The sequence below is a fragment of the Actinoplanes xinjiangensis genome, assembly GCF_003148685.1.
Lineage (GTDB): Bacteria > Actinomycetota > Actinomycetes > Mycobacteriales > Micromonosporaceae > Actinoplanes > Actinoplanes xinjiangensis.
Genome location: NZ_QGGR01000008.1, coordinates 93,712 through 114,167 on the forward strand (window position 1 = coordinate 93,712; position 20,456 = coordinate 114,167).

Here is a 20,456-nt window from a genome sequence, read left to right on the forward strand (position 1 = left end):
ATGATCCGCGATGAATTCCGCCGTGAGCACTGCCATGAAGACCGCGTTGCCGGTGGTGACCAGCGCGGCCACCGCCTACGTGATGCGCAGAACCCGCTTGCCGCGCGTCGCCACTCCGGTGGTCAGTCTCGTCGTCGGTGGCGCCGTGGCGAAACTGGCCCAGCGCATCCGCTGACGCAACGTCCATCGTCCGGACAGCTCAAGGCCTCCGGCAGGATCACCGGCACGTGACGCGGCGGCATGAGTCGACCGAGACGCAGTGGGCACCCGCTGGAGCCGTTGCTGGCTGCCGGTCGTAAGCCAGGACACCGTGACTAATTCGACCCGGATTTAGGGTAGCGCTCCAGATAAATACGGTTGATGGCGCTATTGGGATCCAGCGACGCGACGAAGGCGGTGACCGTCTTACCGGAGGTCAAGGCAGCCAGAGCCGTCTGCAGAACTTGATCCGGGGCCTTCGTGGCCTCGAACCATGTGGTCTTGAGCTTCCCCTCCGGGTCGTCCAACTGGACGAGGACCTTTCCGGCGTCGGCTGCCGGTCCGGCAGCGACAACGTGACATCCGTAGCACCGGTATTCGACGTCGGCCTGCTGGGCAGCAGACACCGCCGAACCACCGAAAGCGAGAGAACTCGCCGTCACCGCCGCGACCACCGTCGACCGCCACATTCCTGTCGTACTCATCTGTTCTCCTCGTGATTTTTGAACGAGTCGGGTGAGGTGAAGCTATTCGGTCGTGGTTTTTCGCTTGATCGGATCGCCGTGCGGCCACCCCTGCGGGTGATCACCCGCCATTTCTGTCCGGCCGCAGGTCCACGCCGAAATAAAGGACCATGCCGGCTCCGCAACGGCAGGTGCCGGTATCCAACGCGGCACGCGTCTGCATGGCGTTCTGGAGGCGTACAGTCCGGGGCGAGCCGGTCTCGCGGACGTCGCCGTGGCATTCGGGCGGGCTTCGGCTGGTTGACGCCGCGAGTCGTTTCAGGCGGTGTGGCCGGCCAGTCGCTTTCCGCGCCGCCAGACGGCAAGGGTGTTGAGCGTGTCGTTGATCGTCGTGGTGGGGTCGCCGCCGACGAGGAGCAGGTCAGCGCGAAGTCCTTCGGCGATGCGGCCGCGGTCGGTGAGGCCGAACCGGCGTGCCGGAGTGCCGGTGGCGGCTCGCAGCGCCTCGATCGGGCTCAGGCCGGCTCGAACCAGGTACTGCAGTTCGTGGTGGACGCTGGCTCCGTGGGCAAGGCCGCCCAGGAACGGCAGGGGGACCGAGGCGTCCGTGCCGACCAGGAGGTCCACCCCGGCGTCATGCAGTGCCTTGACGGAGTTGAGCACGTCGTTGATGTCGCCCTGCGGGTAGTGGTTGAAGCTGGATCGCAGGGTCTCCAACCACGGCTTGTCGAGACGTGACGACACCCGGGGATCGGTGGCGAACTCGGCACCGGTGATACCCATCATCGAGGCGTTCAGGACGACACAGGGCACGACGAAGGCGCCTGAGGCGGCGATCTGTTCGATGATCTCGGCGGTGTGGGGTCGATCCATGAACAGATGCGCCAGACCGCTGATGCCGGCCTCGATCGACATGCGGGTCGCGTCGATGGTCAGAGCGTGCGCGACGGTGAGCATGCCGTGCCGCCCGGCCTCGGCCACGCCGGCGTTCAGTGTGCTCTGATCGAGCATGGGCAGGCCAGGATGGCCTTCCACGCTACCGTCGTCGACCATGAACTTGATGTAGTCGGAGCCCGTCTCGACCAGTTTCGGGATGAACGCGACCGCCTCTTCCGGGGTGGTGGAGAACGGCATCACGGGCGCATATTCGGGAGCGCCGCGTCCGGTTGCACCAGCCGGCGGACCGGGCCGGAATCCCTCAGGGAACAACTCAGAGGGGTGCCCTCCGGGCGGGGTGACACCGAAGCCGGACGAGCGTACGTCGGCGAGGTTGTCGTCCTCCTCGATGTGCTTACGGTTGGGGCGGGTGTTGGTGCCCTGCATCTCCAGGTGGGTGGTGACTCCGAAGCGAAGCGCCAGCGCCAGGCTCTGCGTGTTGGTGTGCACGTGCGCATCGATGAGGCCCGGCAGGAGTGTCGCCCCGGCGGCGTCGACGATCCGGGTGCCGGAGGACGGCTGCACCCCCACGGCGGTGATCGTGGGGCCGTCGATGACGACGGTGGTTGCGTCCAGCACATCATGGCCGTCGAAGATTCGTGCATTGACGATGGTAGTGCTCATGTCTTGTAGTCCTTTGTGGTAGTTGGTGGCGTCGGCCGGGCCCGGCAGGATTTCGGCTATTTACGATCTAGTTCGTTACGAACATGTTCGTGACAGTCATGCGTCGCGGTCGGCGGTGCAGGTTGTCGGCCATGAACCGCCGGTGGCCGGATGTCGTTCAGCGGGTGGCGCACAGCCCATCGATGATCGTGGCGAAGCACCACCGCATGCGCTGCTCGTGGTCACCGGACAGGATCTCGTCGCGAACGTGGGCGATGTTCGGGTACGTGCCCGACGGGGCCTCGATGACCGCGACAGCCAGAGCGCGCTCCTCCCCCTCGGCGTCGGCGGCCTCGTCGCGGCTGCCCTGCTCGGCGGCCATGGAGATCGCCTGCTGCAACAGCATGTCGACACCCCAGGCCGCTTGCCGGATCGGGACGTCACCGGCGAGCAGTAGCCCGAGGATGGTGTCGATCAACCGCAGATAGTGGGGGCCGGAAGGCCGCAGCACCAGCACCGAACGAGCCAGACTGGGATAGGCGAACAGCAACTCGGTGCAGGAGCACAGCAGCCTGATCAGTTGCTCACGCCAGTCTTCTCCCTGCTGTACGGCGGGCTGATCCAACTCCGCAACCAGCTCGTCCAGCATTGCGCCGTGCAGTTCGGCGGTGTTGCGAACGTAGACGTACAGGGACGCGGGGCCGGTGTCGAGCTCCGCGGCCAGCCGCCGCATCGTCACCCGCTCCAGCCCTTCCTCCCGCATGACCCTCAGCGCGACGGCGACCACACCCTCACGGCTCATCGCCGGTTTGGCAGGACGGTCACGACGACTCACCGGAACACGGCGTGGGCTCATAACGCGATCGTAGCGAACATGTTCGTTACTGGCTACCTCGCACCGACAGATGAGGCGAGAGCCGGCCCACACGGCGTCGTTAGCGCGCCTCCGGTGGAGGCCGACACATGTCATGGACGGTGTCTGCGGAACTCGGCCTATCGACCGGGCCAACCTGTAGGGAGGGTGTAATGCCAGCCCTCCCGCCAGGCGAACGGTGCATCGACCTGATCCTCCAGCGGGATTCCGGCGAGGAGATTGTCCAGCGCCCACCGGTTGGCGGAATGGGAGATGAGGAGGACCTTCTTGCCGTCCCAGTCCCGTGCGACTTCGCTGAGGAAGTCGCGCGTCTGGCCCACCACCTCCTGATAGCTCTGCCCTCCGGGGAACGGCTGGTGGATGTGCTGGGACCTGATACGTGCGAGTTCGCCGACCGGCGTGCCGTTGAATGTTCCGTAGTTGCATTCGCGCAGTCGCGGGTCCTGACGGATCGGGATCCCGGTCCCGGCGAAGTCAGGGATCCTCCTCGTCGTGGCCGGACCGCCATCGTCGCAGCCATTGATCATGTCGGCCAACTTGTCAACGGCGTGCTGGTCGCCCGGCATGGCATCGGGCTGAGTGACCGAGCCTGTCCAGCTGAACGTGATAGCCGCTCCGGCCCGGTTCGATGCCTTGCGTACCCACCGTGACGGTGAACCGGACCGGGCACGAGGTTGCCCGGTGGCCCCGTTGGGCATGTGGCCTCCCGTGAACTCCGCGACGCAGATGCTGAAGCCCACCCTGGACATCGACGCGCGCCTCGCCGAGATCGAACGCAGCGTCGACCTTCTGCTCAACCTCACGCCGGTCAACGGGGCCGAGGCCTGGGCCGACTTCGAGCGCAGTGACTTCCGCGCCGTGCCCACCCTGCGCCTGCGCCCCCTGGGGTTCGAGCCTGATCTGCTACGCCGTGACCTGTACAACCTGGAACTCGAGAACGTCACCGACCCCGCGCTGCACATGCTGTTGCGGGCCAAACGCGAGGAGATAGCCCGGCAGATCACCGCGCTGGAGGACCGGGACACCTCACGATTCGTGTACGCGTCACTTCAGCTCTACGGCGGCGTCAGCCCGTCACTCACCTCCGCCGCACAGGATCTGCTCGGGGCCATCCCGGCCCTGTCACCGCCCGCATCGAGCGTCACCGCCGGGGCGTTCGCTGACGCGGCCCGCGCGGAGATGAACCGTTACCGCGAGGTGTATCCGGAGTTCCCGGTGCACGTCGACGTCCGTGCCGACGTGTCCGAGCTGATGGTGTCGTTCGGCCGGCTGCTGATTCCCGAGAGCGTGACGTTACGGGCCGACCGTGTCGAGCCGCTGCTGCAGCACGAGGTCGGCACTCATGTCGTCACGTACCAGAACGGCGCCCGTCAGCCTTTGACGTTGTTGACGATCGGATTGCCGGGCTATGACGAAACCCAGGAGGGCCTCGCGGTCCTCGCCGAATATCTGACCGGGGGCCTGGACCCGCGGCGGCTCCGCGTTCTCGCGGCACGAGTGGTGGCCGTCGGCATGATGCTCGACGGCGCCGGGTTCCTCGACATCTTCCATGCACTCCAGCAGCGGCACCGGATCCCGGCCCGAACCGCGTGGATCATCGCGATCCGGGTCGTCGTCGCGGGCGGGTCGGTCAAGGACGCGATCTACCTGCGTGGCGTCAGCCGCCTGCTGGAAGCGTTCGCGGCGGGTGTCAGCCTCGACGCGCTGCTGGTCGGCAAACTCGCCCTCGACCATCTTCCGCTGATCCAGGACCTGCTCGATCGCGGCGTACTGCGGGCGCCCTGGATCCGGCCACGCTGGCTGGACGCGCCCGGCGCTCAGGAACGCCTCGACAGACTGCGTGCAGGCACGACGGTCATGGACCTCTATGAAGGAGAAGCACCGGCATGAGGCTTGCGTTCTTTGTCAACGACATGACCACCGAAATCGATGAGTACGCCACCACACGGCTGGCGCGGGCGGCCGGCCGCAAGGGCCACGACGTCTGGTACGTCGGGGTCGGCGACGTCGAACTCGGCGAGAGCGACGGCCGGCTCGTGGCCCGGGCACACGCCGCGGTGTTCCACGAAGGCGACACACTCGACGATTTCCTGACGGCCACCAAGGCACGCCGCCCCGAACGCATCGTCATGGACGACCTCGACGTTCTGTACCTGCGCAACGAATCGATCGACGACCTCCAGCAGCGGCCGTGGGCGAGCCCGTTCGGCGCCGTCTTCGGCCAGATGCTCCAGGCCCGCGGCGTCACGGTGGTCAACGACCCGATGACGCTGCTGCGCGCCACGAGCAAGCTCTACCTCGAGGAGTTCCCCGAGCAGATCCGGCCCCGTTCGCTCGTGACCCGGGACCCCGAGGCGATCGAGAAGTTCGTCGCGGCGGTCGGCCGTTGTGTGATCAAGCCGCTGTACGGGGCGAAGGGCCGCAACGTGTTCATGGTGGGTGATGTGACCGAACAGAACCTCACGCAGATCACCGAGGCCGTACTCCAGGACGGCTACGCTCTGGCGCAGGAGTTCGTCCCCGGAGGCGAGGACGGCGACGCCCGGATCTTCCTGCTCGACGGCGAGCTGCTCGAACAGGACGGGAAGGCGGCCGCGTTCCGGCGGGTGCCCGCGGGCACCGACCCGCGCGCCAACATCAGCAAGGGCGGCCAACCGGCGCCGTTGGAGATCGGTGACGTGGAGCGCGGTGTCATCGCCGCGATGACCGGGAAACTCCTGGCCGACGGCATGTTCCTCGTCGGCATCGACGTGATCGGCGGCAAGGTCGTGGAGATCAACGCGGAGAGCCCGGGCGGCCTCCAGAGCCTGGAATGGATGTACGGGACGGACATGTGCGCCACCGTCATCGAAGCCCTGGAGAGCCGCGCCGGCGCGAAGCGCTGACAGGCCGGCCCGGATCCGTGGGCGCCGCGGTCATCCTGTTCACAGCGAGCGCAGGTAGTCGCGAACGCCACGGCCGTCCCCCGGCTCGGCGACCAGGCCGACGTAGCCGTCCGGGCGTACCAGGATCAGGGTGTCTGCGCCGTAGGCGTTCGCGGCGTGGCCGCCATGGTCGTGCAGGCCGCCCGGCCCGATCGTCCATGTGCCGACGGTCGCCGGATCCACACCGTCGAGTGAGGGGACACCGTGTTCCCCGATGGCGAGCAGGGTGAAGCGCGGACCGCGGAACAGATCGAAGAGGTGGATCGGCGCGCCGGCGCTGTCACACAGCGGCGCGTCCGGCGCCCGGTCCCCCGGCTGAATCCGGGCGGACCGGGCGGCCCGGCGGGACAGCCGGCTCCACGGATACCCGAGCGCCAACTGGGTCAACTCAGGCGAGGCCACCGCGTCGAGACCGCCACCCTTCTCCTTGACGGCGTCGAGGACCGCGGCGAGCCGCTCCGAGGTGATGTCCAGCAGCCAGCTCGCGATCGGGAGCCGCTCCTCGTCATACGTGTCCAGCAGCGCCGGGGCGGCCCGGCCCGCAACCACCAGACCGAGCTTCCAGCCCAGGTTGTACGCGTCCTGGATCCCGCTGTTCATGCCGAGCCCACCGGCGATCGGATGCACGTGGGCGGCGTCCCCGGCGAGGAACACCCGGTCCACCCGGAGCCGGTCGACCATCCGGACGTTGACGCGGTACGTCGAGCGCCACGCCAGCTCGCGCCATCGCACACCCGGCAGCCCGGCCACCCGATCGAAGGTCTGCCGGAACCGTTCCAGGGTCGGTTCGAGCGGTGCACCGTCCGCGCCGGGCTCGGGAGAGGCCTGTATCTGGAACATGTCGGTGCCGGGCAACGGGCAGAGCATGACGACACCGTCGTCGGTGAACCACTGATGCCAGGCGTCGCGGCCGAGCCCTTCGACCCGGACGTCACCGACCGCCATGACCTGCATATCCGGTGTCTCGCCCCGCATCGGCAGGCCGAGCGCCTTGCGGACGGTGCTCCGGCCACCGTCGCAGCCGGCCAGGTACCGGGCCCGGATCCGCGCCTCACCGACCGTCGCGGTCACCCCGTCGGCGTCCTGCTGGAAGTCGCGCAGTTCGGCGCCACGTTCGACGGTGACGCCGAGTTCGGCCAGCCGCTCGCGCAGGATCTGCTCCACCCGCCACTGCGGGATCATCAGGGCCGCGGGGTACGGGACGTCGGGCGTGGGCACCTGATCGGCCTGCGGGTCAACTTCGGCGATCACCTCGGTCCCCTGGTATTTGCGGTGCCGCAGGTGGCTGACACCGGACGCCAGGATCCGGTCGGCGACCCCCAGATCGTCGAGCACCTCCTGACTGCGCGGGCTCAGCCCCTTGCCCCGGGAACCGGTGGGGAACTCCGGCATCCGGTCGACGATGCGCACCGCCACGCCACGACGGGCGAGGTCACAGGCGAGCGTGAGACCGGTCGGACCGGCACCGGCCACGAGGACATCGGTCGTGGCCTCACCGCGTCCGGCCGCCGGGTTCACGGGAAGTCGACGACATCGCCGGTGAGCGGGTACCGCCCGGTCCGGTCCGGTGCGGGCGGGGCGTCGGCCCGTACCGGCGCTTCCGGTTCGCTGTCCAGACCGGTGATCCGGTTGCGGATCCGGAAGCGGTCGAAGGTGTACGGAACACTGTCGCCGGCCACGCCCAACGGCACGCCCGGGCTGTCGACCACGTGGAAGTGCAGGTGCGCTTCGGTCGAGTTGCCACTGTTACCGGCCAGGCCGAGTTCCTGGCCACGGGTGAGCCGGTCCCCCGGCCGGACCCGCAGGCTGTCCTTCTGCATGTGGGCGTACAGCGCGTAGGCCCCGCCGCCGAGGTCCTGGATCACGAAGTTGCCGGTCAGGTTCTCCGGTGCCCGGTTGGCCGGTAATTTCTGCGGCGTGTTCGCGGCCACGCCGTCCCGGACCGCCAGCACCTTGCCGTCGGCCACCGCCCGGACACCTTCGCCGAAGATGAAGTAGCTCTCGTTGCGGGCCTGGTCACCGGCATAACTGTGTACACCGTCGGTGGTCTGGACGAAGTCGATCGCGTACCGCTGGGCCGCGAACGTGCCCCCGTTGAGGTCCATGACGGCCAGGCGGTGCACGAACGGCGGCCGGCAGCATCCGTACACGGCGAAACCGTCGCCCCGCAGCGGTGGGCTGAGGTTCAGGGGTGCACGCCGGTCGACCTTCGTCGCGGCGCCGCGCAGGGTCCGGTCGGCGGCTCCGGACACGTCGAAGCGGTGGACCAGCCGGGCCGGTACCCGGGCACCGGCCGCCACCGTGACGTCGAGCAGCAGCGAAGCGGACTTGCCGGGTGCCAGCGTCCGGCTGAACGTGCGGGCCTTGGGATCCAGCATGACTCGTTCGATCGCGCGGGAGTCGTAGACGGCGACGGGGCCGGTGCCGTCCGGCTCCTGCACCTCCACCCGATCCAGGTTCACGGGCCCGGCGGAGACGTTGCGCAGCTGGACCTCGTAGACCAGATGTGTCCGGTCGTCGCTCGCCGGCACCGGCCGCGGCGCCGCCAGCACGCTGGTCTCCAGGATCTGAGCGCCGGCGTCGCCGGCCCCCGGCGACGCGGCAGCCGACAACCCTTTCGCAGGCTCGGCGGCACGCGCGGTCGCCGGCGCACCGGCGGTCGGCAGAAGCAATGCCACTCCCGCGGCGATGATCGCGACCATTCTCCGGTACGCGCCCGGCCGGGCCGCTCCGGACGATCCCGGCGAACATGGCGACATCGTGGCTCCCCCGCTGCTGGATTTCGAGCGTCGGCCCGAGGAGAGGCCGGCTGTTGCCGGCCGAATCCTTCGAGCCAGTTCCTGATGCTGCTACCTGCCCTCCTCCTTCACACACCGTTCGGCAAACCTCGGGTCTCCGCGGTCGGCGCCGGCCTCAGCGCGCCGGAACGGGGATCACGCGGGCAGCGGTACCGGCATCGATGTCGGGAATCGTGGCGTCGACTCCGTAGATCGCGAAGTTCTCCTCGAGGAACTCGCGGAGGGTCACGCGGTGCTGATCGGTGACGAAGTACGCCTGACCCGGGCGGCCGCGCAGCCATCCCCGGACAAGACCTTCGACCGCGTTGTCGACGTACGTGACGTCGGTGGTGTGCCGGCCACCCTCGATCCAGGCGAACCCGCCGTTGCGGGCCGCGTGCACGAGACCTTCGACCAGCGAGCTGTCGGGTCCCCAGACGAACCGCGGCCGGATCGACACGGTGACGAAGCCCGGTGCGTTCGCGGCCAGGACCAACGCCTCGGCTTCCGCTTTCGTCGCGCATAACGCGGCTTCCGAGTCCGGTCGCAGTGGCGCGTTCTCGTCGACGTCGACGAGCGGCTCGCCGGCCAGGAGAGCGGATTTGCAGCGGAACTCGGTCGAGCTTTCCGAGCTCGACGGTGAGGATCTGGTGCACTACGCGCCGGACAACAGCTTGAGCGGCTGGCTCGATCGATCGCTCAGCGCAGCCGGACTCCACCTGAACCCGGTGGTGACAACGTCGGTCACCTCCGCGGCACCCCAGCTCGCGGCGGCCGGACTGGGCATCGCGATAAGTCCGGTCAGTGCCGTCAGTGCGGGCTTTCCCGGCGTGGTCCGCTCCTTCTCGCCCCGGTGGGCCCGCCAACTGTTCGCGGTGACACCGGGAGAGCCCGACCCACTCGCGGCCCGCTTCATCGCCGATCTGCGTACTCGCGGGGTTCGGGTGCCCCGGGACGTGAAGAACCAACTCGAGCGCCGCGGCGTCTCGTAGTCCTACTGCTGGGCCGCCAGGGAGGCGAGGATCATCTCCCGCGCCGCCCGGACGGTAGCCGCGAAGGCGGCCGGATCCCGGCCGATACGTTCCGCGCCGGCGCGCATGACACCCGACAGCAACTCCACTGCGAGGTGCGGATCGCCGACGTCGCGGAATTCGCCGCGCGCCACCCCGTCCCGGACGACGTTCTCCACCTCGACCACGATGGCGTGGAACGGGTTGTCCGACCCCTTGGGCACCCCGGCGGCCGGCATGCGGGTACCCGGCCGGAACATCAATTGCATGGCCGGGTCCGTGAAGGCCTTGAGCACCTCCTGGATGATCTCCAGCATGCGCTGCGCTGCCGGCTCCGCGGAACGCGCGGCGATCGCGGTCACCCGCTCGACCGTGGGCCGGCCTCGGCGCTCGGTCAACGCCAGGATCAGGGCGCTCTTGTCGGTCGCATAGTTGTACAGGGTGTTGCGTGCGAGCCCGGCCCGGGCGGCGATGTGACCCATGTTGATCGACTCGTAGTCGCGTTCGAGCAGCAACTGCCGGATCGCCTCGGCGAGGTCGGCCCACACCAGTTCGTGGTGCTCCTCGAGGCTGGCTCCCCGGATACGTGGCATCCGATCATCCTCCTTCGACGGGGTCCCGTGCCCGCCGCGGGGGCGTGCCGCGTCCTGGCGGGCACGGAAGGTCGGTGACTACGCGGTGGCGTGCTTCGGGTAATGGCGCCGCAGGTTGGCGGCGAGGATGCGGTCGAGTGTGCGGTCGGACAGTATCCGGGTCAGGGGGATGATCATGGCGGCATCCCGGCCGGCGGTGTAGCGAGCACGCGGCCTACGGGTCGTCACGGCCTTCACGATGATCCGGGCGGCGGCATCGGCGGTCAGGCCCGATGCGGTGCCCGAGGCCATCAGGGCGTTGTTCGCCCGGACCAGACTGCCGTAGCGCTCGACCTGCTCCGGTGTCATCCGTGCGGCCAGGTCGTTCGCCGTGGCGACCCCGCGGGTGGCCATCTGCGTGCGGACACCACCGGGCTCGACCACCACCACGTGTACGCCCAGCGGCGCGACCTCCCGGCGCAAGGAGTCGCTGACCGCCTCCAGCGCGAACTTCGCACCGGCGTACGCGCCGTAGGTCGCCATGGCGGCCCGGCCGCCGATCGAGCTGATATTGATCACCCGGCCCCTGCTGCGCAACAGGGCCGGCAGGAGCGCCTGGGTGACGGCGATGTGGCCGAACAGGTTGACCTCGAACACCCACCGCCACTGCTCCATGGGCAGAGCCTCGACCGGCCCGTTCACCTGGATGCCGGCGTTGTTGACAACCGCATGCAACTCGCGAGGATCCGCGGCGACCCGGGCGGCGAGCGCGTCCACGTGCGCGGACTCGGTGATGTCGAGGATGACCGGTTCGACGCCGGCCGCCCGGATGGCGTCGCCATCACGATCGCGTCGCACGCCGGCCAGGACGTGGAATCCCCGGCGAGCCAGTTCGTGGGCGGCTGCCGCGCCCATGCCCGTGGATGCTCCGGTCACGACGACCAGCTTCTGCGTTTCGCCGCCCGTACCCGGGTTCGTTGCCTGCTTCGTCACGACGCCATGCTCCTTTATGCGACTACCTGTCGCAAACATTACGACACCATGTCGCGAAAAGCCAGCTACGGGCTGACGCCGCATGCTGGAGAGACTCCACCGGCTGCAGGACTGCTCCACGAGCCCGCCTGCGGGGGCTTGACTTTCGACGGGGACAATCAGGTGTCATGGCGGTCGATCAGACTGGAGATGCCCCTCGTCTGGATGGTGTCGCGCCAAGCCTCGACGTTACGTCCGAACCAGGAGGGCATCTCGCACGGGCCGGACACTGCGTCCCAGAAGTCGTCGAGCGTCTCTATCCGCTTGCCGCGTAGGTCAACAATGAGTTCCGTAGTCACCTGAGTGCCTCGTCGAAGTCGGGCTCGGTGGATTCAAATGCGCAGCATCCACGCCCGAACACTGGTCCTCCCACCACACGTAGGACCAGTTCGACGTGACGGTGATCCGGTCGGCCCATGGGAAGGCGGTCGCCGCCAGGGAGCGTACCGCGGTCACGAATGTGGTGAGCGTGGCGTCAAGACGCTTGCCGCGAATGTGGAGACCGCCTATTGAACTGTCACGGGTTCTCCCGCGAATCCGGTTCCGGCCCGTCTCTGGTGACTTTCAGTAGCCAATGAGCCCACGTCAGGACCGGCTCAGCTTGCAGTGGAAGGAGGGGCTGCCGCTGTGGTTGCGCCCTGCGCCAGTTGGAAGTGCCAAATGATCTGGCTCGGTGTTCCGTCCCAGGCGGCGCCGGCTGCCGCCGGGACGATGCCCAGCAGCGACCAAGGCCAGGCGTCCCACGGTCCTGTCGCTATCTCCCCGGGCATGCTCTCGCTGGTGTCGCCGGACATCCGAGGCTCCTCGCAACGCCGTGGTTGCAGGCCCAACGGCAAGGCGACGTGGAGATAGTCACTGGCCCGATGGCGGAACGCAGGCAGCAGCCCGGGATCGCCTTCGGCAGAACGTACTCGCGGCACCGACCCCAACGCCACGAGCTCGTGGTGCACGTCCGTGATCACCAGATGCCCACCAGGACGCAGGACCCGGGCGAACTCGGTGATCGCCGGGCCGACATCGGGAAGGTGGGTCAGCGCCAACGCACACACGATGACGTCGACGTGGTCGTCGGGTATGGGAAGCTCGTGCAAGTTGCCCTGCCGCAATTCGGCATTCGGAACGCGCGTACGAGCGTGAGCCAGCATTTCCGGGGAGCTGTCGACGCCGATGACCCGGTGGCCCTGTCTGGCGAGGTATTCGGTGTATCTGCCGGTGCCGCAAGCCGCGTCCAAGGCGACGCCGGGTGGCAGGGAGCCGAGGATCTCGTGCACGATGGGTTCTTCGATGCCGAACAGCCCGTTACCTGGTTGATCGTAGGTCGCGGACCACACCTTGTAGCCGTCCATGGTGTCGACCTGCGCTGCGGTGACTCCGTCACCGTTCAGCAACGGGCTGTCCAGGAGGCGCCGGACCTCGCTGATACGCGCTTCGATGAAGTCCCGGTCGTAGTCGCCGGCGAAGGCACGCAGCAACGCCACGCCCTCCAGCCCCAGCGTGTAGGCGAGCGGGTGCTGGTATGCCACCACGCGACCGTAGCGACGACATGCGGATCGGACTATCCAATTTCTCGCGGCTCAGCTCTGCGACTGGCAGCAAGGCCCGCAAGTCATGGAAGGGGCAGGTCTCGTAGATACCCGCCCCCGCCGCCGAGGCGAACCAACCTAGCCCTGGTCGATCAGCTCAGTCGATGTCGCGGGACAGCACCTCGTAGGCGGACTGCGGCAGTTCCGGCGCGTCCTTCGGAGCGGTGGGAGCGGCCGTCTCGCCGTACCCCGAGATCTTGATGACCAGCGGCTGCTCCGGCTCGTGGCCCTCGGCGGGCTCGGACGCCAGCTGGCTCGGCATCGTCACGGTGAACTCGGTGAGCCGCTCCTGCCCGTCCAGCACCGCCTGGTACGACATGGTCCTCGCCGCCGGGCCGTACAGGTAGGTGGGCTCGCTGAACAGCAGGTTCGCGTCCGGGTCGACCTTGGTGGCGTCGAGCGTCCCGGTAATCGTGTCGCCGGACCGCGCCGCCGTCGTCACCGCCGTGAGCAGCGCGCCCACCTTCGGCACGTCGTGTTCCCCGGCCTTCGGCAGCGGCGTCATGGCGTCCAGGCCGCTCTGCTCGTCGATCGCCGCCGCCGCCGTCAGCTTCTTCTCGTCGGCGCGCACCCACCGCTTGCCGTCCAGCAGCGCGTTCATTTTCTCGAAGTCCTTGAGCTGGGCCGCCGTGGCGCCGTGCTGCTTGTACAACGTCATGTACTGGTCGCGCAGCTCCGCGTTGCCGTACAGGAAGTACCGCAGGTAGAAGGCGTCGCCGACACGCATCACCGCGCGCTGCTCGTGCTGCAGCAGCACCCCGTCCGGCAGGTGGACGTCACCGCGCTGCAGATCCTGGAGCAGGTACGTCCCGGTCCGGCTGAACGAGTAATTGCCCGTCTTGAGCGCGTCCGCCGACTTCAGCAGCGCCTCCTTGGCGTCACCGGCCGGTGCGGTCTCGGCGGGGCTGGTGCCGGCTTTCGCGCAGCCGCCCACACCGAGTACGGCGGCGAGGGCAACGGCGAGCATTCTCGTGGTTGTCACCTCCCCAACATAAAGACCTTGATCAACCGCCTGCCGGGGCGCACCACTTCCACGCCGCCCACGGCCACGACCGGCTCTCCGCCGTCGTCCAGCGCGAGGTGATCGCCTGGCGCACCCAAGATCGTGGAGTCGATGCTTCCGTTGATCCAGTCGCCCGGGCGGATCCCGAAGCACCCATGTCGAGCGATGGTCAACGCTGTCCTGTATGTGGTCCGCAATGGCTGCTCGTGGCGTCAACTGCCGGTCGACTTCCCGCCCTGGCAGACCGTGTACTGGCCGTTTCAGCAATGGGAGAAACGCCAGGTCACCGAACGCATCAGTGGAGGAGTTACGCGAACAACTGCGCGTGGAGGAAGGGCGTGAGGCGCAGCCGTCGGCCGGCGTCATGGACCAGGGAATGCCTGGCTCCCGGCTCCGCGGCCGCCACCACTTCCTTGGCCGAGATCGGGTCCGCCTGGGCGGCCCCGACCGTCATCACTGCGGCCTAGCCGCACAGACGGAAGCGTCCCGCGCCACCTGATCGAACGTGACCGCTGGCGCCGTGGCCGGGTCGGGTGCCTGGTGCGGTATTCGCCGTCGGGAACTCGTTCGACGCGTTGATCACTTTGGCGAACGTCCGCTTCCCGGCCCCTGGCGGCTTCAGGCCGCGAGCGCGAAGGCGGCGTAGTGGTCGGCCCGGCGGCGGCCGTAGATGACGAACGTGTCGCGGATCGTCCGGACGATGCTCGACGTGGTGACGGTCGAACCCGCCACCCGGGCCTCGAGACGGACCGGCGCGGACTTGAGGTCGGTGATGCCGGCGGTCTTCGCCGCGACGAACAGCTCCAGGTCGAACGCGAACCGGCGCTCGCGCAGCCGCGGCAGGATCCCGGTGAGCACATCCCGGCGGATGATCTTGCAGCCGGTTTGGGTGTCCCGCACGTCCAGGCCGAACAGGGTCGTCACCAGCGTCGAGTAGCTGATCGACACGAGCTTGCGGAAGCCGCTGGCGGCGCTGACCGAGTCGGCGTGACGCTTGTCGGCGTACACCACCGCGTGCCCGCCGGCACGGGCGACCATCAGGTATTCCACCAGGTGCCGCGGGTCGATGTCGCCGTCGGCGTCGACGAAGCCGATCCAGGCGCCGTTCGCGGCGGCGAAACCCTGGTGCAGGGCCGCGCCCTTGCCCTGGTTGACCGGGTTGTCGATGACGGTGACCTCGGCCAGTCCGGCGAGCGTCGCCGCCGAGCCGTCGGTCGAGCCGTCCGACACGGCGATCACCTCGAACGCGACACCGGCGTCACGCAGGCACGCCACCAGCCGGTCGACGGTACGGCGCAGCGCCGCACCGGGGTTGTAGAACGGCACGACGACGCTCAACTCGACACCGGTACGGCGGGCGGCGGGGGCGGGGGCGACTGCGGTGGCGTTCATGCCCACTCAGATCGGGCGGCACCCTCAACGCAACCTCAAGCCGCTCTCAGGACCCGCGCAAGGATCCTCCGCATCGCCACGATCCCGAAGATCGGGGCGCGGCGCGGTTTCTGGCTCAGCCGGGAACAGCGGGGCCGGGAACGACGGACCCGGGTTCTGCGGCGGTGGACCGGATCGCGCGAACGACACGCACCGCGGCCACCACGAGGACGACGGTGGAGAGGATCCACAGCGGGTACGCGACCGGCCGGGTGGTCAGCACCCCTCCGACGACCGGAGAAGGTGGCGCCGCCACGGTGTCGTAGATCGCCGACAGCACCTTCAGCAGGACGGCCGCACCGAGCCAGCCGAGGGTGACCCTGTCCAGGGGCCGCATCAGCCGGGACCGGCGGAGCCACAGGACGACGGTGACGACGGTGACGAGCAGCGCCAGGGTCCACAGGAACGTGGCGACGCTGGTCGCGGCCACGCGGAATCCCAGCGCCCACCCGAACTCGTCCACGACACGGTCGAACAGTTCGTACGCCAGCGCGGCCACCCACACGTCGGGTTCGCCATGGGTGACGACGGTTATCCGGAACTCGTAGTGACCGATGGCCATGCACGTGCGGAACACGTCGGCGACCATCAGGATGCCCAGGGCCACGACCGCCGAACGAGCTGCCGGCCGGACCATCGCTGCACCGCCCATTCAGGTGATCCTGTCCAGTACGTACCGGGCGGCCTCGGCGACGAGCGTGTTGTCCGCCTCGCCCTCGCGGCCGGTTCGGCGCGACATGATGGACAGCACAAGGGGATCCGCCGACGCCGACTGCCATACGAGGGCGATGTCGTTCGCGGGGCCGTAGTCGCCGCCGGTGCCGGTCTTGTTGGCCACGGTCCACCCGCGCGGTATGACGGACCGGATCCGTTCCCTGCTGCTGGGCGTCTCGTCGGCACGTTCCAGCAGGTCACGCAGGTAGGCGCGGGCATTGCCGGGGAGCGCGTCGCCGACCATGATCTTCTGGTAATCCGTGCCGATGGCGCGCGGGGAGGTGGTGTCGCGCCGGTCTCCGGGGGTCCAGTCGCGCCAGAGCGCCGGTTCGGTCCGGGCGGCGAGCGTCACGGTGTCGTCGAGCGTCCGCAGATAGGCCGTCAGCTCGGCCGGACCACCGAGCCGGCGGAGCAGGAGATTGCCGGCCGTACCGTCGCTGAAGCGGATCGCGGCGTCACACAACTCGCCCAGGGTCATCCCGGTGGTGATCCGCTCCCGGGTCTTGCGGGAGTTCTGCCAGTTCGGTTCCACGTCGGCCCGGGTGAATCGCACGCGCTCGGTCAGCCCCGACAGGGGGGTGCCGTGCAGGACCGCGGCGGCGGCCAGGCCCTTGAACGCCGAACAGTAGGGGAACCGTTCATCCGCCCGGTGCGCGACGGTGGCCCCGGTGCCGGTCGCCACCGCATACACCCCGAGCCGTGCACCGAACCGGCGTTCGAGTTCAGCGAGCCGACTGTGACGTTCCTCCGGGCCGGGCACGGTGGCCGAGGGCGGCGCGAGGGCCGGGCCGGAGGTGCCCGGGCTCGGCTGACGTGCCGGCGTCGGCGGCTTCTCGTCCTCCCGGGTGCAGCCGGCCAGCAGAAGTGCCGCCGCCCCGATCACGGCCCGCCGGGTGATCGGCGGCGAGACCCGCGTCATCGTCCTCGGCCCTCGGCGCGCATCACCGGCTGGAATCGGGCCGGACGGCATCGACATTCCCCATCCATGATCACGCCGGACAATCTACCGAGCGAAAGCAAACGCGAACGGCGGCCACACGCGTACGAGACGGGGCCGGCACCGTCGCATTCAGCCGGCGGATGCGTATTCGTGAAGAACTCGTGAAGGTCTGAAGGGGGAAAAGGGCGGAGCGCGCCGTCCACGGCATTGTCCCCCTACTCTTCGGTCCGTCATCGGCCGCGCATTCACCTGACGGAGAGAACAGCGACATGGCGTCGATTCGCAGAATGGTCCCCGGCCGGGCGGGCCTGATTGTCCTCGCCGCGATGGCCGTGGCCGCGCACGGCTGCGGGCTGCTGCTGATCGTCGGCGCGCACGTGGTGCCCGGCTGGGCGCTGGGCGCCGCCCTGCTCGTCGCCGCACTGATCGCCGGACCCACCCGGCCCCCGTCCGGCCCGGCCGGGACCGCCGCGACGACCGGTTCACCCCGATGGATGTGGGCGCTGACGTCGCTGACGGTCGTGGGCTGTCTGGTGGGCGGGGCGGCGGACGTCTCCGCCTCGTACCATCTGCTGACGCCCGCCGGTCCGGGCGGCTGCCGGGCCGTAGTCCGGGAGACCGCGTTCCTCTTCGCCGGCAGCGGCGCCGTCTACACCGGTTACGTGGCCGGCCCGATCGGCGCCGCGTGGCGCGGCAGCTCGTGGACCGCGGACGACGGTTACCGGCCGATCGCCGACGGCACCTATGAACTGCGGTGGGGGCTCGGCGGCGGCGTCCTCATCGTGAGCGGCACGGACGGCGACCCGGTCTGGCCCGCGCTGCACGACGTCGACTGCGGCTGAGCCCGCCGGGGCATCACCCGAACCTCGTCCACCGCCCTTCGGAGACCACCTCGACGGCGCCGTCGACGACCGTGAGCGCCGTCTGTTCGTCGATGGCATAGGCCGGGGCCCCGAGGTCAGCGGCCCACCGCTCCGCGTCGGCGAGACTGTTCTCCGGAAAGGCGTCGAGGTGCGGGAAGATCGAGAAGTCGACGACCCCGAGGGTACGGTCGTCCGGTGCGGCCTCCCACTCGACGAAGGCCGCGCCGACCCGGGGCGTCATCACCATGCTTCCCGCGCTCACGCCCACCCACACCATGTCGGGCAGCGAAGGCAGCAGGTCGGCGAGCCCCGACTCGCGCATCCAGTGACACAGGTACGTGGCGTCGCCGCCGTCGACCAGCAGCACGTCGGCCTCCCGTACCCAGGGCACCCACCGCTCCGCGCCGATGGTGGGCAGCGCGAGCAGTTCCAGCAGCCCCACCGATTTCCAGCCCAGGCCGGACAGGGACGCCGAGCTCCGGCCGGCGAGGAAACGCCAGGCCGAGAATGGGGTGCACGCGGGATGCCCGTACTCCGCCGTGGGAATGCAGAGGGCGGTGGCCTCGCCGATCGGTTTACCGAGAAGCCGCACCAGCGCCGATTGGATGTTGGGGTTGGTGACGCCGCCGGACGTGAGCAAGAGCTTCAAGATTTCTCCCCATACGGCGCGGAAGGTGGCTTGCGGGCATCCATATCCGATCGATTCTCCGCACCCGCCGAAATCGCCGGCAACGTCACGGATCGATCTGCTGTTCATTCTCCCGACGAACCCTACCGCCGTGCAGCATGGTGGCCAGAACCGACAGGTCGGCGTCGCCGTGCCCGGACGAGACGGCCCGGGTGAGAAGCTCCCCCATCGGTTGCACCAGACCGTTGTCCAGGCCACGTTCCCGGCCGGCGTCGAGCAGGTTGGGGTAGGCGAGCGCCTGCATCCGTACCGTCGAGCCGGTCGCCGTGTGGTCGCCGGAGTCGATCGCCGAGGCCATCGCCGGCAGGGCGCCCGTCATCGCGGTCAGCCAGCCCCTGATCAGGGGCTCCACGCCGGCGACCGGGATGCCTTCGGCGCTGATCAGCGCGGCGGCGTGCAGAAAACCGCCGAACATGCCGTACATCGCGGTGAGCAGGGCCAGGTCGTGGACGGCGGCCCGGCCGGGATCCGCACCGGTGTACTCGACCCCACCGAACCGTTCCAGCAGTGCACGGTGCCGTTGCAGGGCGCCGGCGTCGCCGCTGTAGAAGACGAACGCGGCGGGGGTGCCGATCATCGACGGAACCGCCATGATGCCGCCGGCGAGGTAGGTCATCTGCCGACGGGCCGCCCAGTCGGCCAGTCCGCGGTCCTGCTCCGGCGTGCTGTTGGTGAGATTGACCAGGGTGCGGCCGGGCACTGCGACCAGGGTCTCGCGGACGGCCGCGTCGTCGGTCAGGCACACCACGGCGACCGGAGCCGCCCGCAGAGCCCCGGCAGCGGTCGTGGCGACCTCCGCGCCGCGCTCGGCCAGGGCGGCCGCCCGGTGGCCGGTACGGTTCCACACCGTGACCGTGTGACCGCCGTCCAGCAGCGCCCCGGCGAGCGCGGATCCCATGGCTCCCAGTCCGAGGACCGCGACGTCACTCACCGGACACCGCCACGGTACGGGCCAGGCGCGCGAAACTCGCCGCACCGTGACCGTCCTCGACCGGCCGGCGCGCCATCGCCAGGGCGGCGTCCAGGACGCGCGTGTCCAGGCGGTGCGCCCGGGCCGTACGCAGCACGTTGGTCATCCCGGCGGTAGCCGAACGCAGATCCGAGACGTCACCGTCGTAGCGGTCCGCGTCGATCCGGGCGGCGAAGTCGTCGATGATGCCGGGCAGGAGATCACTGATCCCGCGGGCATGGGGCGCCAGTTCGGCCGCGCTGATCCCTTCGGCGCGGGCCAGGGCGAACGCGTGCACGAGACCGCTCATCGCCGTCCAGAACAGGTCGAGCAGCGCGACGTCGTACGCCGCCGCCCGCCCCGGTTCGGTGCCGAGGTGGACCGCCGTCCCGCCGAACGCCCGCAGCGTGGGCAGATGTGCCCGGTACAGATCGTCGGGACCGCTGTAGAGGATCACCGCGCCGGGCCCGCCGATCGTTCCCGCCGGCGTCATGATCGCGCCGTCCAGGTAGCCGATGCCGTGGTCCGCCGCCCAGGCCGCGGTCTCCCGGGCCTCGGCGGGTGTGCCGGTGGTGAGGTTGACGAGGGTCCGTCCGCGCAGCGCCGCCGCGACCGGCGTGATGATGTCGCGCAGTGCCGCGTGGTCGATCACGCACGGCAGCACCAGGCGGCTCGCGGCGACCGCCTCGTGCACCGTGGTCGCGAGCCGGGCCCGGTCGGCGGTCAGGGCGGCGGCGCGGCTCGGGGAGCGGTTCCAGACGGTGGTGCGGTGCTGATGGCGCAGGAGTGTCCGGGCGAGCGCCTGACCCATCGGGCCGGCACCGAGCACCGTCACGTCGTCATGATGTGTGGTCACGCCGTCGATCGTGTCGCCGGCGCTGCGAATCGGACAAGT

24 protein-coding genes are annotated in these 20,456 nt (G+C 69.2%); 6 read left to right on the forward strand and 18 right to left on the reverse strand.

Annotated elements, in window-relative coordinates:
• Positions 1-22: 22 nt before the first annotated feature.
• Positions 23-175, forward strand: a complete 153-nt coding sequence (locus tag BC793_RS49670; RefSeq protein ID WP_158319316.1) for a hypothetical protein — start codon at positions 23-25, stop codon at positions 173-175.
• Positions 176-314: 139 nt separating this feature from the next.
• Here BC793_RS49670 and BC793_RS19320 read toward each other — a convergent pair whose 3' ends face one another.
• From BC793_RS19320 to BC793_RS48905, 4 genes are all read right to left on the reverse strand, one after another.
• Positions 315-683, reverse strand: a complete 369-nt coding sequence (locus BC793_RS19320; RefSeq protein WP_146246342.1) for a hypothetical protein — start codon at positions 681-683, stop codon at positions 315-317.
• Positions 684-980: 297 nt separating this feature from the next.
• Complete coding sequence (locus BC793_RS19325) at positions 981-2,222, reverse strand: amidohydrolase family protein (protein WP_109594173.1); 1,242 nt, start codon at positions 2,220-2,222, stop codon at positions 981-983.
• A 157-nt stretch (positions 2,223-2,379) separates the two neighbouring features.
• A complete protein-coding gene (locus BC793_RS19330) occupies positions 2,380-3,057 on the reverse strand; it encodes a TetR/AcrR family transcriptional regulator (RefSeq protein WP_109594175.1) in 678 nt (225 codons plus the stop codon).
• 137 nt (positions 3,058-3,194) lie between these two features.
• On the reverse strand, positions 3,195-3,641 hold the full coding sequence (locus tag BC793_RS48905; RefSeq protein ID WP_158319317.1) for a histidine phosphatase family protein: 447 nt from the start codon (positions 3,639-3,641) through the stop codon (positions 3,195-3,197).
• Between the two features lie 142 nt (positions 3,642-3,783).
• Here BC793_RS48905 and BC793_RS19340 point away from each other — a divergent pair, with 142 nt between their 5' ends.
• Positions 3,784-4,965: a peptidase MATCAP family protein gene (locus BC793_RS19340; protein WP_203896293.1), complete on the forward strand. Its 1,182-nt coding sequence runs from the start codon at positions 3,784-3,786 to the stop codon at positions 4,963-4,965.
• Positions 4,962-5,960, forward strand: a complete 999-nt coding sequence (locus BC793_RS19345; RefSeq protein WP_109594179.1) for an ATP-grasp domain-containing protein — start codon at positions 4,962-4,964, stop codon at positions 5,958-5,960. The genes BC793_RS19340 and BC793_RS19345 overlap by 4 nt, the downstream gene beginning before the upstream one ends.
• Positions 5,961-5,999: 39 nt before the next feature.
• On the opposite strand, the gene BC793_RS19350 is transcribed toward BC793_RS19345, so the two are convergent.
• From BC793_RS19350 to BC793_RS51420, 3 genes are all read right to left on the reverse strand, one after another.
• Entirely contained in the window at positions 6,000-7,517 is a 1,518-nt protein-coding gene (locus tag BC793_RS19350) for an FAD-dependent monooxygenase (RefSeq protein WP_109594181.1), read from the reverse strand.
• The gene (locus BC793_RS19355) at positions 7,514-8,677 is read right to left on the reverse strand and encodes a M23 family metallopeptidase (RefSeq protein WP_146246344.1); all 1,164 of its coding nucleotides are present in this window, start codon (positions 8,675-8,677) and stop codon (positions 7,514-7,516) included. Before BC793_RS19355 ends, BC793_RS19350 begins: the two co-directional genes overlap by 4 nt.
• Positions 8,678-8,912: 235 nt before the next feature.
• Positions 8,913-9,326, reverse strand: a complete 414-nt coding sequence (locus tag BC793_RS51420; RefSeq protein ID WP_239170194.1) for an NAD-dependent epimerase/dehydratase family protein — start codon at positions 9,324-9,326, stop codon at positions 8,913-8,915.
• On the opposite strand from BC793_RS51420, the gene BC793_RS19360 reads away from it, so the two are divergent.
• Positions 9,238-9,768 (forward strand): LysR family transcriptional regulator substrate-binding protein, encoded by a 531-nt coding sequence (locus BC793_RS19360; RefSeq protein ID WP_239170165.1) that lies wholly within the window; start codon positions 9,238-9,240, stop codon positions 9,766-9,768. The genes BC793_RS51420 and BC793_RS19360 overlap by 89 nt on opposite strands.
• A gap of 2 nt (positions 9,769-9,770) precedes the next feature.
• Here BC793_RS19360 and BC793_RS19365 read toward each other — a convergent pair whose 3' ends face one another.
• From BC793_RS19365 to BC793_RS19385, 5 genes are all read right to left on the reverse strand, one after another.
• On the reverse strand, positions 9,771-10,379 hold the full coding sequence (locus tag BC793_RS19365; RefSeq protein ID WP_109594186.1) for a TetR/AcrR family transcriptional regulator: 609 nt from the start codon (positions 10,377-10,379) through the stop codon (positions 9,771-9,773).
• A 78-nt stretch (positions 10,380-10,457) separates the two neighbouring features.
• Positions 10,458-11,351 carry an SDR family oxidoreductase gene (locus tag BC793_RS19370; protein ID WP_203896294.1) on the reverse strand — a complete coding sequence of 298 codons (894 nt, stop codon included), beginning with the start codon at positions 11,349-11,351 and terminating at the stop codon, positions 10,458-10,460.
• A gap of 158 nt (positions 11,352-11,509) precedes the next feature.
• Positions 11,510-11,689 carry a barstar family protein gene (locus BC793_RS19375; protein WP_109594190.1) on the reverse strand — a complete coding sequence of 60 codons (180 nt, stop codon included), beginning with the start codon at positions 11,687-11,689 and terminating at the stop codon, positions 11,510-11,512.
• Positions 11,690-11,986: 297 nt separating this feature from the next.
• Positions 11,987-12,913, reverse strand: coding sequence for a class I SAM-dependent methyltransferase (locus tag BC793_RS19380; protein ID WP_109594633.1), 927 nt, complete (start codon positions 12,911-12,913; stop codon positions 11,987-11,989).
• 157 nt (positions 12,914-13,070) lie between these two features.
• Positions 13,071-13,955 (reverse strand): hypothetical protein, encoded by an 885-nt coding sequence (locus tag BC793_RS19385; protein WP_146246345.1) that lies wholly within the window; start codon positions 13,953-13,955, stop codon positions 13,071-13,073.
• 132 nt (positions 13,956-14,087) lie between these two features.
• Here BC793_RS19385 and BC793_RS52330 point away from each other — a divergent pair, with 132 nt between their 5' ends.
• A complete protein-coding gene (locus BC793_RS52330) occupies positions 14,088-14,318 on the forward strand; it encodes a transposase (RefSeq protein ID WP_146246346.1) in 231 nt (76 codons plus the stop codon).
• 276 nt (positions 14,319-14,594) lie between these two features.
• Here the strand turns inward: BC793_RS52330 and BC793_RS19395 are convergent, their stop codons facing one another.
• From BC793_RS19395 to bla, 3 genes are all read right to left on the reverse strand, one after another.
• On the reverse strand, positions 14,595-15,368 hold the full coding sequence (locus tag BC793_RS19395) for a glycosyltransferase family 2 protein (RefSeq protein ID WP_109594195.1): 774 nt from the start codon (positions 15,366-15,368) through the stop codon (positions 14,595-14,597).
• 115 nt (positions 15,369-15,483) lie between these two features.
• A complete protein-coding gene (locus tag BC793_RS19400; protein WP_109594197.1) occupies positions 15,484-16,059 on the reverse strand; it encodes a hypothetical protein in 576 nt (191 codons plus the stop codon).
• Entirely contained in the window at positions 16,060-17,040 is a 981-nt protein-coding gene (gene bla / locus BC793_RS19405) for a class A beta-lactamase (RefSeq protein ID WP_109594199.1), read from the reverse strand.
• A gap of 290 nt (positions 17,041-17,330) precedes the next feature.
• Between bla and BC793_RS19410 the strand changes: the two genes are divergently transcribed.
• A complete protein-coding gene (locus BC793_RS19410; protein ID WP_146246347.1) occupies positions 17,331-17,903 on the forward strand; it encodes a hypothetical protein in 573 nt (190 codons plus the stop codon).
• 13 nt (positions 17,904-17,916) lie between these two features.
• Here the strand turns inward: BC793_RS19410 and BC793_RS19415 are convergent, their stop codons facing one another.
• From BC793_RS19415 to BC793_RS19425, 3 genes are all read right to left on the reverse strand, one after another.
• Complete coding sequence (locus BC793_RS19415; RefSeq protein WP_109594203.1) at positions 17,917-18,573, reverse strand: Type 1 glutamine amidotransferase-like domain-containing protein; 657 nt, start codon at positions 18,571-18,573, stop codon at positions 17,917-17,919.
• An 85-nt stretch (positions 18,574-18,658) separates the two neighbouring features.
• On the reverse strand, positions 18,659-19,543 hold the full coding sequence (locus BC793_RS19420) for an NAD(P)-dependent oxidoreductase (RefSeq protein WP_109594205.1): 885 nt from the start codon (positions 19,541-19,543) through the stop codon (positions 18,659-18,661).
• On the reverse strand, positions 19,536-20,417 hold the full coding sequence (locus tag BC793_RS19425) for an NAD(P)-dependent oxidoreductase (RefSeq protein ID WP_203896295.1): 882 nt from the start codon (positions 20,415-20,417) through the stop codon (positions 19,536-19,538). The genes BC793_RS19420 and BC793_RS19425 overlap by 8 nt, the downstream gene beginning before the upstream one ends.
• Between the last annotated feature and the right edge of the window lie 39 nt (positions 20,418-20,456).